Raw genomic sequence first — 13,295 nt, 5'->3', positions numbered from 1 at the left:
GTAGGTTCGGTGCATCAGGCCACAAATCTGCCCGTTGCACACGACATCTGGCAACAACGGAAGAGGAACGGCACTGCCACCTACCGCACAGCGAGGCAAGTGCCACTATTTTGCCGTCAAATTTCTTTCAGATTGTTACAGTGCTGCCGATATTCATATACATGACCGGAGTCGGGCCACTGGAACCGTCCGAAGCCTTCCCTGCATGACTAAGGAGCACTCAGCAGATGTTTACCTGGTTCGGCGATCTGAAGATCGCCCACAAACTGGCGCTCGGCTTCGGCCTGGTCCTGGCCTTGACCCTGATCCAAGCGTCGATCGGCTGGGATGCCCTGGGCAGCATCGTGCGCCGCAGCGAGCTGGTGCGCGAGGTCTCCCTGCTCAATGACGCGCTGGGCGACTTGCGAGAGGCGCGCCTGCGCCACACCCTGGCCAATGGCGACGACGAACAGACCCAGGCACTGCTCGCGGCCAGCGATGCACTGCAGGTGCCACTCAAACGACTGCATGACGTGGTGCGCAACCCGCGTAACGTCGAACTGCTGAACAAGGTCGACCAGGACCTGGCCAGCTACGTGAAGACCCAGGATCTCAGCCTGCAGGCCTACCAGACCATGCGCTCGGCGCAAAAGGACATGGGCACCCTCGCCAACCAGGCCTTCGCCGCACTCAAGACCATCCGCCAGCAAGTCCGTGCGCTGCCCGATGCCGAGCAGCGCGATGCCCGTAGCGAGGCGGTCAACCAACTTCGTGAGAACCTGATCCTGCTGCGTTATCAGGTTCGCGGTTACACCGGCAACACCAACGCCGACACCGAAAAGGCGATGAACGAGCAACTCGCCACCACGCTGAACAGCCTGCCTGGCCTGATCGCAGCCTTGAACGGCCAGGCCGGTGAAGCGGCCGCCCAGATGACCGACCGGGTGCGCGCCTATGGCGGCAAGGTGGAGGCCTATCGCAACGAGATCGCCAAACTGGCCGAGCAGCGGATCAGCATGGCCAAGGACATTGCCGACCTGACTGAAACCATCGGGTTGTTGCTCGATGGCCAGGGCACGCTGGTGGCTGCCGACAGCCAGTCCGCCAGAACTCTGCAACTGATCACCACGGCACTGGCGCTGCTGCTCGGCGTGTTGCTGGCCGTGCTGATCGCCCGCCAGGTCAGCCCGCCCCTGCGCCGTGTATTGCTGGCCATGGAGCAGGTCGCCGCTGGCGATCTCAGCGAGCAGCCCAGCAGCTCCAGGCGCGATGAACTCGGCCAGTTGCAGAACAGCCTGCACGGCATGACCGGCAATCTGCGCCAGCTGATCGGCGGCGTGCGTGACGGCATTTCGCAGATCGCCAGCGCCACCGAGGAACTCTCGGCCATTACCGCACAGACCAGCGCCGGCGCCAGCAACCAGCGCCAGGAAACCGATCAGGTGGCCACCGCCATGCAGGAAATGGCCGCGACCGTGCAGGAAGTGGCACGCAATGCCGGCGATGCGTCGGCGGCCGCCAGCGCGACCGACCTGGAAGCGCGCGAAGGCGAAAGCGTGGTCAACCGCGCCGTGACGCAGATCGACCGTCTGGCCGACCAGGTAGGCGCCACCAACCAGGCGATGGACGCCCTGCGTAGCGACAGCCAGCGCATCGGCAAAGTGATGGATGTGATCAAGGCGGTGGCCGAGCAGACCAACTTGCTCGCGCTCAATGCCGCCATCGAAGCCGCCCGCGCCGGAGAGGCAGGCCGAGGCTTCGCCGTGGTGGCCGACGAAGTGCGTAGCCTGGCGCAGCGGACCCAGGCCTCGACCGAGGAAATCGAATCGGCGATCAGCAGCCTGGAACAGGGCACACGCTCGGTCAGCGACCTGATGGACGAAAGCCAGAACCTCACCGAAAGCAGCGTGGCACTGGTGCGCGAGGCAGGTCATGCGCTGGAAGGCATCACCCAGCAGATCTCCGGCATCCAGTCGATGAACCAGCAGATCGCGGCAGCCTCCGAGCAGCAGAGCGCCGTGGCCGAGGAAATCAGCCGCAGTGTCGTCGCGGTGCGGGAAATCTCAGAGCAGACCGCCGGAGCCAGTGAGCAGACCTCGGTCTCGAGCGTCGAACTGGCCCGTCTGGGTGGTCAACTGCAACAGATGATCAGCCGCTTCAGGCTCTAGCCCCGGGTGCTCCTACTACCGCCGCAGAGCCAGCGGCGAACGGGGTGGCCTCGGCTACCCCTTGGGCACAGCCTGATCGTCAACTGAAATCGAACAGCGCGCGTGCGGTATCCACGAGCAGGGCCTGGCGCAGTGCCGTCGAGCAGCCCAACGCGTCGAACTGATCGACCGACGCCGCGAAACTCATCGACGTTTCGTGCTGGGTGTGCGGCCAGTCGCTGCCCCACAGCAAGCGGTCGGCGCCATAGTGCACCTCCAGCGCCGCGAGCGCCTGGCCGGCGAAGTCCAGGTTCTGCTCTGGCGTACCAGCCAGGCGATAGATGCCCGACACCTTGACCCACACCTTGCCCTGGCCACCCAGGGTCAGCAGCTCGGCCAGGCCGGGCTGGCCGAGACCCAGGCGCGCATCGGGACGGCCGAAGTGGTCGATCACGATGTTGACGCCCGAAGGCTGCAATGCCTGCACCAGGGCCGGTATGTCGGCCACCTGACGGTGCAGTTCGACATGCCAGCCCAGCTCGCCGATCTGCCCCAGCAAGGGACGCCAGGCGGCGTCACGCAGGTCAGGCAGTGCCTGCCCCATCAGGTTCAGGCGTACGCCCCGCACGCCCAGCCGATGCAGATGCTCCAGGTGCTCGCGATCGCTGTCGCGTTCGAGCATCACCACCCCGCGCAACCGCTGGGGGGTACTGCGCAGCGCCTGCAGCAGGTAGGTGTTGTCGGTGCCGAGGAAGCTGGGCTGCACCAGTACGCCATGACTGAAGCCCTGCTCGGCCAACTGCGCCAGATAGGCGGCCAGTGGCGCGTCATAGGTCGGTACGTAACGGCGCTCGGCGGCCAGGCTCAGCCCACGCGTGAACACGTGGGCATGGCTGTCGATGGCGGTGATCGGAGAAACGCTGGCGTCTGGCATGGTGCTCATCGAAAAGGTTGGAAAGGCTTGTTCATCACTGGGCGACGACTGGGGCGACAGGCGCCGCAGGCTCGGCCTGCAGGTTCCGGCCCCGGGTTTCCGGCAGGCACAGCGCAGCGATCACCGCCACGCCGTAGGCGATGCCGGCGTCGATGCCGATGGCCGCGCCCAGGGACATGGATTCGCTCATATGGCCGACCAGGAACGGGAACACCGCCGACAGCACGCGTCCGAAGTTGTAGCAGAAGCCGACGCCGGCTCCCCGCACATCGGCCGGGTACAGCTCGTTGAAGAATGCGCCGAGGCTGGCCGGGATACCGGCAGCGAAGAAGCCCAGGGGGAAGCCCAGGAACAGCATCTGGGTGTTGCTCAGCGGGAAGAATACGTAGGCCTGCACCGTGAGCACGCAGCACAGGGCGAACAGCAGGATGTTCTTGCGCCGCCCGATGCGGTCGATCAGCAGGCCACTGACCACGCAGCCGCACCAGAAGGCGAAGATGATCACCGCCAGGTAGCCACCGGAGTTGAGCACCGACAGGTTGCGCTCGGTCTTCAGGAAGGTCGGCAGCCAGGTCATCACCGCGTGGTAGCCGCCATGGGCGCCCAGGCCCAGCAGGCCGCCGAGCAGGGTCACCCTGAGCAGTTCGGGGCGAAAGATGCCGGCCATGGAGGCCGCCAGACTGCGCGGCGCCACCTGCGCCTGCTGCTGGCGCTGGAAACTGTCGGGCTCCTGGACGTTACGGCGCACCCAGATGATCAGCAGCGAGGGCAGCAGACCGACGAAGAACATCACCCGCCAGGCGAACTCCTGGGGCACCAGCGAGTAGATCAGCGCGAACAGCCCCACCGCCAGGCCCCAGCCGACGGCCCACGCGCTCTGCACGGTGCCCATCACCTTGCCGCGATACTTCGGGTTGATGGTCTCGGCCATCAGCACCGCGCCGGCGGCCCACTCGCCGCCGATGCCGAAGCCTTGCATGGCCTTGACGAACAGCAAGGGATAGAAGCCGGTGACGAACGCCGACAGGAAGGTGAAGAAGGAGAACCAGAGGATCATCCACTGCAAGGTGCGCACCCGGCCGTAGCGGTCGGACAAGGTACCGCCGAGCCAGCCACCGATGGCCGACGTGACCAGGGTCAGGCCGCTGATCAGGCCGGCATCGCCTTTGCTCAGGGAGAACGCGGCGATCAGCGCGGGAATCGCCAGGCCGAACATCTGCACTTCCAGCGCATCCAGCGACCAGCCGCCGAAGCAGGCCCAGAACGTCTTGCGCTCGCGCGTGGTGATTTGGCGGTACCAACTGAACATGATTTCTTATCCTTCTGTGTCGTGTTGTGGCGATGTCGTGCAGCAAAGCCGGTGGCAGACCGGCCAGGCAGGCGCAAGCGGCGTGCTGCGCGATGTGCGCAGCACCGGGTCAACGAATGTCGATGCGGTAACGGAAGTGCTGGGCATGGCCGCGTGAACGGCGCCATTCCAATGGCTTGCCAGCGTAGTCGCGGGCCAGTCGCTCGATCACCACCACCGGACTCCCCTCCGGCATTTGCAGCAGGCGTGCGTGAACGGCATCGACCGGCTCGGCGGTGAGGGTTTCCTCGGCATAGGCCACGACCTGACCGCACAAGGTTTCGTAGATCGGGTAGAGCAGCGGCCCCTCGCGGTCCAGGTCCACGTCCAGCAGCGGCTGGAAGGTCTGGCGTGGCAACCATATCTCCTCGGCGAGCACTGGCTGCGCGCCCAGCAAGCGTAGGCGCACGAGGCGGATGACCTCGGCCTGGGCCGCCAGGCCCAACGCCTGCGCCACCGCCGATGGCGCTGGCAGCGGCTCGACCGACAGGATTCGGCTCTCGGGCACTACCCGTGCGCCATTCACCGACTCGAAGCGGAAGAAACGGAACAACGAGGACTGAAACTGCGGGCGGCGAATGAACGTGCCACGTCCCTGCTGGCGCTCCAGTACCCCTTCGGTCACCAGTACGTCCACCGCCTTGCGTACGGTGCCGACCGACATCTGGAATTCACTGGCCAGGGCCGCCTCGGTGGGAATCGCCTCGCCGGGGCGCCAGCGGTTGTTGCTGATCTGCTCGACCATGTGATCGCGCAATTGCTGATAGCGGGGAAGGCGGGCGTCGCCGGGCAACCTGTTCATAGGGTCTGTCTCTCGTCTTGTTATATAGACATATATATGAATTTAGCCAAAGTATTCCTCCTGTCCCGTAGGCTGTCAATGCCCCGTCTATCGGCTGCTCGATTGAGTCTCCAGGCACGGTGATACGAACAGTTCACCGCGCCACGCACCGGCCAGGGTCTTGGCTGCCACCACCAGCCAGAGTCCAGCCAGCAGGCCGACCAGCACCTGGCCGAACGTCAGGAAGAAACCCAGCCCCAACCAGTCGCCGAGCCTGAGCGTCGCCAGGCCGTACACCCCCAGCGGAAAGGTGAACCCCCACCAGCCCAGATTGAAGGGCATGCCCTGGCGCAGGTAACGCAGAGTGATGAGCACCGCGGTCAATAGCCACCACAGCCCTGCCCCCCACAATACGATGCCGGCGACCAGGCCCAACCCGCGTGCTACTTCGCCCAGGCTCGCCAGGCCGTTGGCTGCGAACACGGCCGGAGCATCGCTGCCGAGCAGCATCATGCCCAGCGCCCCGGTACCGATCGGACCGAGCGCCAGCCAGCTGGAAGCGGCCATGCTGGCCGGCGGCAGCTTGTGCAAGGCCATGCGCAGCACGAGGATGGTGAGGATGCTGAACGCCACCGGCAACGACACCGCCCACAACACGTAACTGGCGATCAGCACCTGATACTGCCCCTGCGGGTCGGCCAGATGCGGCACCAGAAGGCCACCGCTGGCTGCGGCCACCTCCGCCGCGACCACTGGCAGCAGCCAGACGGCGGTCATCTGATCGATGCTGTGCTCCTGGCGGGTGAACATCAGATAGGGAATCACCACGCCGCAGAGCAGGGCCAAGACCACGTCCAGCCACCACAGCGCTTCGATCCAGGGCACCACCGCCTCGCCCCAGCGCGCCAGGCCGAATACCAGGCCACCATTGAGAATCGTCGCCAGGCCCATGGGGATGGTGCCGAAGAACATCGAGACCGTGGAATGGCCGAAGATCCGCCGCGCCTCGCCGAAGAACAACAGCCAGCGCGCACCGTAGAGCATGCAGAACAGGACGAACAAGCCGATGGTCAGCCACCAGAGCACTTCAGCCACTCCCTGAACCCCGGGTATCGGCATCTGCCGCACTGCCAGCGCCAGCACGCCGGTACCCATCGTCGCAGCGAACCAGTTGGGAGTGAATTGCCGGATCACTTCCATGGGCCGCGCCAATCGATTGAAAGGGCGTAGAACAGTGGGACGCATAGGCGAGCAGGTCATCGAAGATTCCTCCATCGTATGAGCTGATCTTATGCGCCGGTGATATATCTATATAACGGGTATTTTCTCTATCTGTTATCTATTGAGTAGATATGAACACTCATCACAGCGCCGCCCTGGGTGCGACTGCGTGCCACTGCGACCATCGTCTGCACTGACGAAAGGCCGCGGGACATGCCAGACTGCCAAGGATCGCGTCCTTCATCTTGCTTCGGAGTGTGCATGTCGTTGTCCAGCGGGCTGATCGCCGTGGTCGCCCTGGCCTACATGGCCATCATGTTCGCCATCGCCTTCTATGGCGACCGCCGCAGCACACCGCTGCCGCCGCGCCTGCGCGCCTGGGTCTACAGCCTGTCACTGGCCGTGTACTGCACCAGCTGGACCTTCTTCGGCGCCGTCGGGCAAGCGGCCGAACAGCTCTGGGCGTTCCTGCCCATCTACCTGGGGCCCGTGCTGCTGATGATCTTCGCACCCTGGGTGCTGCAGAAGATGGTGCTGATCAGCAAGCAGCAGAACATCACGTCCATCGCCGACTTCATCGCCGCACGCTATGGGAAGTCGCAATCGCTGGCCGTGGTGGTGGCGTTGATCTGCCTGGTCGGCGTGCTGCCTTACATCGCCTTGCAACTCAAGGGGATCGTGCTGGGTGTCAACCTGCTGATCGGCGCCAACGCCGACGCCACGGGTACGCGGGTGCAGGATACCGCGCTGGTGGTCTCGCTGGTGCTGGCGCTGTTCGCCATCGTCTTTGGCACGCGCAGCCTGGACGTCACTGAACACCACCGGGGCATGGTCCTGGCGATCGCCTTCGAGTCGCTGATCAAGCTGCTGGCCTTCCTCGCCGTCGGCGCGTTCGTGGCGTTCAACCTGTACGATGGCGTCGACGACCTGTTCACCCAGGCGCGCCAGTCGATTCACCTGGAAAATTACTGGCAGGAAACCATCAACTGGCCGTCGATGGTGGTGCAGACCGCCGTGGCGATGATGGCGATCATCTGCCTGCCCAGGCAATTCCATGTCACCGTGGTGGAGAACATCGAGCCGCAGGACATGCGCCTGGCGCGCTGGGTGTTTCCGCTCTACCTGGTGCTGGCGGCCCTGTTCGTGGTGCCCATCGCCCTGGCCGGGCAGATGCTGCTGCCAGGCACGGTGATTTCCGATTCCTTCGTCATCAGCCTGCCGCTGGCCGAAGCACACCCGAGCCTGGCGCTGCTGGCGTTCATCGGCGGCGCCTCGGCCGCTACCGGCATGGTGATCGTCGAAGCCGTGGCGCTGTCGACCATGGTCTCCAACGACATGCTGCTGCCCTGGCTGCTGCGGCGCAACAACGCCGAGCGACCGTTCGAAGCCTTCCGCCACTGGATGCTGTCGGTACGCCGGGTGACCATCGTGGTGATCCTGCTGCTGGCCTACGTCAGCTACCGCCTGCTGGGCTCGACCGCCAGCCTGGCGACCATCGGCCAGATCGCCTTCGCCGCCGTGACCCAGCTGACCCCGGCGATGCTCGGCGCCCTGTACTGGAAACAGGCCAACCGCCGTGGCGTGTTCGCCGGCCTGGCGGCCGGCATCTTCCTGTGGTTCTACACACTGGTGTTGCCCATCGCTGCCCATAGCCTGGACTGGTCGCTGCAGCTGTTCCCGGGCCTGGCCTGGCTGCACGGCAATCCGTTGAACCTGCCGATCAGCCCACTGACCCAGGGCGTGGTGCTGTCGCTGGCCGGCAACTTCACGCTGTTCGCCTGGGTCTCGATCCTCTCCCGTACTCGCGTCTCCGAGCACTGGCAGGCCGGTCGCTTCATCGGCCAGCAGACCAGCGCCCGTCCCAGCGGCCGCACGCTGCTGGCGGTGCAGATCGACGACCTGCTCAACCTTGCCGCGCGCTTCGTCGGCGAGGAGCGCGCCCGGCAGAGCTTCATCCGTTTCGCCTACCGCCAGGGTAAAGGCTTCAATCCCAACCAGAACGCCGACGGCGACTGGATCGAACACACCGAACGCCTGCTCGCCGGCGTGCTGGGCAGCTCCTCGACCCGGGCGGTGGTCAAGGCGGCCATCGAAGGCCGCGACATGCAGCTCGAAGACGTGGTGCGCATCGCCGACGAAGCGAGCGAAGTGCTGCAGTTCAACCGCGCGCTGCTGCAGGGCGCCATCGAGAACATCAACCAGGGCATCAGCGTGGTCGACCAGAACCTGCACCTGGTGGCCTGGAACCGTCGCTACCTGGAGCTGTTCAACTACCCCGACGGGTTGATCGCCGTGGGCCGGCCGATCGCCGACATCATTCGCTACAACGCCGAGCGTGGCCTGTGCGGGCCCGGCGAGGCGCAGGTCCATGTAGCACGGCGACTGCACTGGATGCGCCAGGGCCGGGCGCACACCTCCGAGCGGCTGTTTCCCAATGGTCGGGTGATCGAGCTGATCGGCAACCCCATGCCCGGCGGTGGCTTCGTCATGAGCTTCACCGACATCACGCCCTTCCGCGAGGCCGAACAAGCGCTCAAGGACGCCAATGAAGGCCTGGAACAGCGGGTGGCCGAGCGCACCCACGAGCTGTCTCAGCTGAACCAGGCGTTGTCGGAGGCCAAGAGCCAGGCCGAGGCGGTCAGCCAGTCCAAGACCCGCTTTCTGGCAGCGGTCAGCCACGACCTGATGCAGCCGCTGAACGCGGCGCGGCTGTTCTCCGCCGCGCTGTCGCAGCAGGCCGAAGACCTGGGCGACGACGCCCGGCAACTGGTGCGTCACCTGGACAGCTCGTTGCGCTCGGCCGAAGAGCTGATCAGCGACCTGCTGGACATTTCGCGCCTGGAAAATGGCAAGATCACCCCCGACGTCAAGCCGTTCGCCCTCAGGACGCTGTTCGATACCCTCGGCGCCGAATTCGCAGTGTTGGCCGCCGAAAAAGGCCTGACCTTCCGCGTGCGCGACAGCCGTGTCCACGTCAATAGCGACATCAAGCTGCTGCGCCGGGTGTTGCAGAACTTCCTGACCAACGCCCTGCGCTATGGCAGCAGCCCGATCCTGCTGGGCGCACGACGCGAGGGCGAACGGCTGTGGCTGGAGGTGTGGGACCGTGGCCCCGGCATCGCCGATGACAAGCTGCAGGTGATCTTCCAGGAGTTCAAGCGCTTGGACAGCCACCAGACCCGTGCGGAAAAAGGCCTGGGGCTGGGCCTGGCGATCGCCGACGGCCTGTGCCGGGTGCTGGGGCATCCCTTGCAGGTCCGCTCATGGCCGGGCAAGGGCAGCGTGTTCCGGGTCGGGGTACCGATCGCCCCGCAAGCGCTGATGGCCCCGCCGGCGCCCACCGAACTGCCGAGTCAGCCGCTGGCGGGGTTGCAGGTGCTGTGCGTGGACAACGAGGACAGCATCCTGATCGGCATGACCAGCCTGCTCGGTCGCTGGGGCTGCCAGGTGTGGACCGCCCGCGATCAGGCCGAGTGCGAGGCGCTGCTGGGCGAAGGCATGCGCCCGCACCTGGCGCTGGTGGACTATCACCTGGACCACGGCGAAACCGGCACCGGGCTGGTGGCCTGGCTACGCACACGCCTGGGCGAGCCCATCCCGGGGGTGGTGATCAGCGCCGATGGGCGCAACGAAACCATCGCCCAGGTGCACGCGGCAGGCCTCGACTACCTGGCCAAGCCAGTCAAGCCTGCGGCCTTGCGCGCCCTGCTCAATCGGCATCTGAGCCTGGTGCAGTAACGCCTTCGTCCGCCAGTGCCCGCTCCAGCAGATCGGCCGGCAGGCTCTTGCTGGCCCGGGCGCCGAGCAGCTTGAGCTGCTCGCTGCGGCTGATCAGGTTGCCGCGGCCTTCGCACAGCTTGTTGCGCGCAGCGGTGTAGGCCTTGTCGACCTGCTGCAAACGCGCGCCCAACTCGTCCAGATCCTGGATGAACAGCACGAACTTGTCGTACAGCCACCCGGCACGCTCGGCGATCTCGCGCGCGTTCTGGCCCTGGCGCTCCTGTTTCCACAAACTGTCGATGACCCTGAGCGTGGCCAGCAGCGTGGTCGGGCTGACGATCACGATCTGTCGATCGAATGCCTCCTGGAACAATCCCGGCTCGGCCTGCAACGCCGCCGAGAACGCCGCTTCGATGGGTACGAACAACAGCACGAAGTCCAGGCTGTGTAAACCGTCCAGGCGACTGTAGTCCTTGCTGGACAAACCCTTGACATGGTTGCGCAACGATTGCACGTGCTGCTTGAGCGCCGCTTCGTCGTTGCCGGCCACGAACTGCTGGTAGGCCGTCAGGCTGACCTTGGCATCGACCACCACCTGCTTGTCGCCGGGCAGCATGATCAACACGTCGGGCTGGAACCGCTCGCCATCGGCGCTTCTGAGGCTGACCTGGGTCTGGTACTCGCGGCCTTTCTCCAGGCCCGCGTGCTCCAGCACCCGCTCCAGGATCAGCTCGCCCCAATTGCCCTGGGTCTTCTGCCCCTTCAAAGCCTGGGTGAGGTTGGTGGCCTCATCGGATAGCCGCAGGTTGAGCTGCTGCAAGCGCTCCAGCTCCTTGGCCAGGGAGAACCGTTCGCGGGCTTCGTGCTGGTAGCTTTCCTCCACGCGCTTTTCGAACGCCTGGATGCGCTCCTTGAGGGGGTCGAGCAATTGTCCCAGATGCTGCTGGCTGGTCTGGGCGAAACGCTGCTCACGCTCGTCGAAGATCCGTGTGGCCATTTCGGCGAACTGCGCACGCAGGGTATCGCGGGCCTGCTGCAAGTCTTCCAGGCGTTGGCTGTGACTGTCCTGCTGTTCGCGCAGTTCGGCGTCGAGGCGCGCCACCTGGGCCTCCAGGCGGCGCAATTCGGACTCTCGCTGAGTGCGCTCCAGGCTCCAGGCGTGGGCGGCGTCACGGGCGTTGTCGCGCTCGATGTTCAGCAGCTCCAGCTCGCGGTGCTGCGCCGCCAGTTGCGCCTGCTTGTGAGCGTTGGCCTCGGCCAGGTCGCTGACCTCGTCGCGGCCAGCCTCCAGCTGTGCCTGCAGGCCGGCCTGCGCCAGCTGTGCAGCGCTCAGCCGTTCCTGCAGCAGCGCGCTATCGGCGCGCTGCGTGGCGAGCCGGCGCTGCACTTGCAGAGCCCAACCCAGGCAGGGCAACGCCGCCACGATGATGCCTATCGCTATACTGGCCAGATCCACAGCCATGCTTACCCCGATCAATCTTCCAGTGCAGGCTGCAGCTTACAGGGTTTGTCCGCTCGCGCCGCTAGGGATGCAGTCGCTGCAGCAGTCGCCCCGCCTCGGGCGAGCCCTGCCCTGCCGCCAGTTCCAGCCAATGGCGCGCCTGGCCAGGATCGTGGCTCAGGCACAGCCGGCCATATTCGAGCTGGGCGAGCCGATCCCCGGCACGCGCCGCCTGGCGCAGCAACTCGTGGCCGATGCGCCGGTCGCGGGGGTTACCGCAGTCCTGACAGAGCAGGCGCCCCAGCCGACTCTGCGCAGCCACCACACCTTGCCGGGCAGGCTGCTTGAGCATGCGCCCGGCCACATGCTTGACGCCGGGCCTGTCGCCCAGGCGCGGGCTGTCGAGCAGCCATAGCGCGACCTTGAGGGAAATACGCCGGGGAGACACCAGCGACGCAGGCGTAACCTCACCTGCAACAGCAGCAATACGAGACTTCATGACATACAGCAGAGGCAATTCGAGAGGCGCGCCACTTTACCGATTTTTTTCGAACACTGCTCGCCACTCATCCCGGGCATTGGTAAAAAAATTTCCATGGTGCTTTTCTTGACGTTTCGCTGTGGGGAAGCTGCCACGGAATGGCTCGATTCCGGCGGGCTGGTTTTTCGCCCGAGGTCCTGACATGCCCGTGCTAGAGCAACTTCGCAACACAATCCACAGATACTGTGGATAACTCGGTGGACAACCCCCCTCACCTGCCCGCAAAGCCTTGTGGGAAGGGGCCTACGGTCAAACTGACGATTTTTTCACCAGCAAAAATATCTGTTTTTTTTCATTGACTTAACCTGCCAGTCAAGTCATTGGCGGAGCGTGCAAGCCAGGCCGCACAGCGGTCACAAGTCTTGCCACGCGTGTGTACAACTCGGTGAGCGAACCGCTATGGCCGCCGTCGCACATGGCTTCGAAACCGACTGGCAGCCGCAGGTGGGTTCACAGGACCTGCCCTCCAGGTCACACGCTGAGCCTGGCTTGAAGCCACTTGAAAAAAGGCTTGCCAAGTACTCCCAGCTCCTGTAGGGTTGCCGGCGTTAGTACCAAGCTGAAATCAATTCTGGCCACACAGTCCTTGCGACAACGTCCACCCCGGGCGGGCTCGCTGAAACCAGGACGGCCCTGCGATGATTCACTGAACGGCTCAAGCCCTTCCAGCACGAATCAGCCAACGAACGATTGATCGGGATCTTCACCCACTGGCCTCGAACCTGGTCCATGGGATGCTGCCCGCCTTCCGAAGTACCTACCAGTCAGCCCAGCGCCTACATTGTGCTTGCGCTCTCTCTGGCTGCTCTGTTCCGGTCAGGTTTTTCGCCTCCCTTAATAAAGGCGTCACCGGAACGTTTCTATTGTGCACGGATCGAACCCGTGTCTTGAGCAGGAATCTCAAAAAAATGACTAATCATCACCACATCCAGCGCGCATTCGGCACGCTTTCTCAGGCCTTCGCCCCACTGAAGTGCCTTATCGTTGCCCCACGTAATGGCAGCTTCAGCTTCACCCTGGTCGACGAACACGGCGTGGCCTGCCACACCGAGCGCTTGTATCCGGAGCAGTACACCACTACCGCGCCGCTTCAGGCGGTGATCGACCGTACACGGCAGTCGCTGGTCGCATGAACGAATGGGGGTGGATTCATCCCGTGAATGCCTGCCGCGTGGATTGCTGC

At 64.7% G+C, this 13,295-nt stretch carries 9 protein-coding genes and 1 pseudogene; 4 read left to right on the top strand and 6 right to left on the bottom strand.

Annotated features, from left to right (window positions below; translation table 11 throughout):
* Positions 1–227: 227 nt before the first annotated feature.
* Positions 228–1,292, top strand: a pseudogene (locus tag IAE34_RS24735) (methyl-accepting chemotaxis protein); the annotation flags it as partial.
* Positions 1,284–2,147, top strand: a complete 864-nt coding sequence (locus IAE34_RS24730; protein ID WP_442793194.1) for a methyl-accepting chemotaxis protein — start codon at positions 1,284–1,286, stop codon at positions 2,145–2,147. The pseudogene IAE34_RS24735 and the gene IAE34_RS24730, both read left to right, overlap by 9 nt.
* A 79-nt stretch (positions 2,148–2,226) precedes the next feature.
* On the opposite strand, the gene IAE34_RS09010 is transcribed toward IAE34_RS24730, so the two are convergent.
* The 4 genes from IAE34_RS09010 to IAE34_RS08995 all read right to left on the bottom strand — a co-directional run bounded on the left by IAE34_RS09010 (position 2,227) and on the right by IAE34_RS08995 (position 6,449).
* Entirely contained in the window at positions 2,227–3,060 is an 834-nt protein-coding gene (locus IAE34_RS09010; RefSeq protein WP_200138531.1) for an amidohydrolase family protein, read from the bottom strand.
* Positions 3,061–3,094: 34 nt separating this feature from the next.
* On the bottom strand, positions 3,095–4,369 hold the full coding sequence (locus IAE34_RS09005) for an MFS transporter (protein ID WP_200138530.1): 1,275 nt from the start codon (positions 4,367–4,369) through the stop codon (positions 3,095–3,097).
* Positions 4,370–4,478: 109 nt separating this feature from the next.
* Positions 4,479–5,210, bottom strand: a complete 732-nt coding sequence (locus IAE34_RS09000; protein WP_200138529.1) for a GntR family transcriptional regulator — start codon at positions 5,208–5,210, stop codon at positions 4,479–4,481.
* A gap of 87 nt (positions 5,211–5,297) precedes the next feature.
* The gene (locus IAE34_RS08995; protein ID WP_200138528.1) at positions 5,298–6,449 is read right to left on the bottom strand and encodes a TDT family transporter; all 1,152 of its coding nucleotides are present in this window, start codon (positions 6,447–6,449) and stop codon (positions 5,298–5,300) included.
* A 222-nt stretch (positions 6,450–6,671) separates the two neighbouring features.
* Between IAE34_RS08995 and IAE34_RS08990 the strand changes: the two genes are divergently transcribed.
* Positions 6,672–10,148, top strand: a complete 3,477-nt coding sequence (locus IAE34_RS08990) for a hybrid sensor histidine kinase/response regulator (protein ID WP_200138527.1) — start codon at positions 6,672–6,674, stop codon at positions 10,146–10,148.
* Here IAE34_RS08990 and rmuC read toward each other — a convergent pair.
* Positions 10,120–11,478, bottom strand: a complete 1,359-nt coding sequence (gene rmuC / locus IAE34_RS08985) for a DNA recombination protein RmuC (RefSeq protein ID WP_200138731.1) — start codon at positions 11,476–11,478, stop codon at positions 10,120–10,122. The genes IAE34_RS08990 and rmuC overlap by 29 nt on opposite strands.
* A 175-nt stretch (positions 11,479–11,653) precedes the next feature.
* Positions 11,654–12,070, bottom strand: coding sequence for a tetratricopeptide repeat protein (locus IAE34_RS08980; protein WP_200138526.1), 417 nt, complete (start codon positions 12,068–12,070; stop codon positions 11,654–11,656).
* A gap of 950 nt (positions 12,071–13,020) precedes the next feature.
* Here IAE34_RS08980 and IAE34_RS08975 point away from each other — a divergent pair.
* The gene (locus tag IAE34_RS08975; RefSeq protein WP_200138525.1) at positions 13,021–13,245 is read left to right on the top strand and encodes a hypothetical protein; all 225 of its coding nucleotides are present in this window, start codon (positions 13,021–13,023) and stop codon (positions 13,243–13,245) included.
* Positions 13,246–13,295 lie beyond the last annotated feature (50 nt).

It is taken from the genome of Pseudomonas sp. S30 (genome assembly GCF_016518545.1).
Taxonomy (GTDB): Bacteria; Pseudomonadota; Gammaproteobacteria; order Pseudomonadales; family Pseudomonadaceae; genus Aquipseudomonas.
Note: the sequence above shows the minus strand (reverse complement) of the source record. Positions and strands in the feature narration are given on the sequence as shown.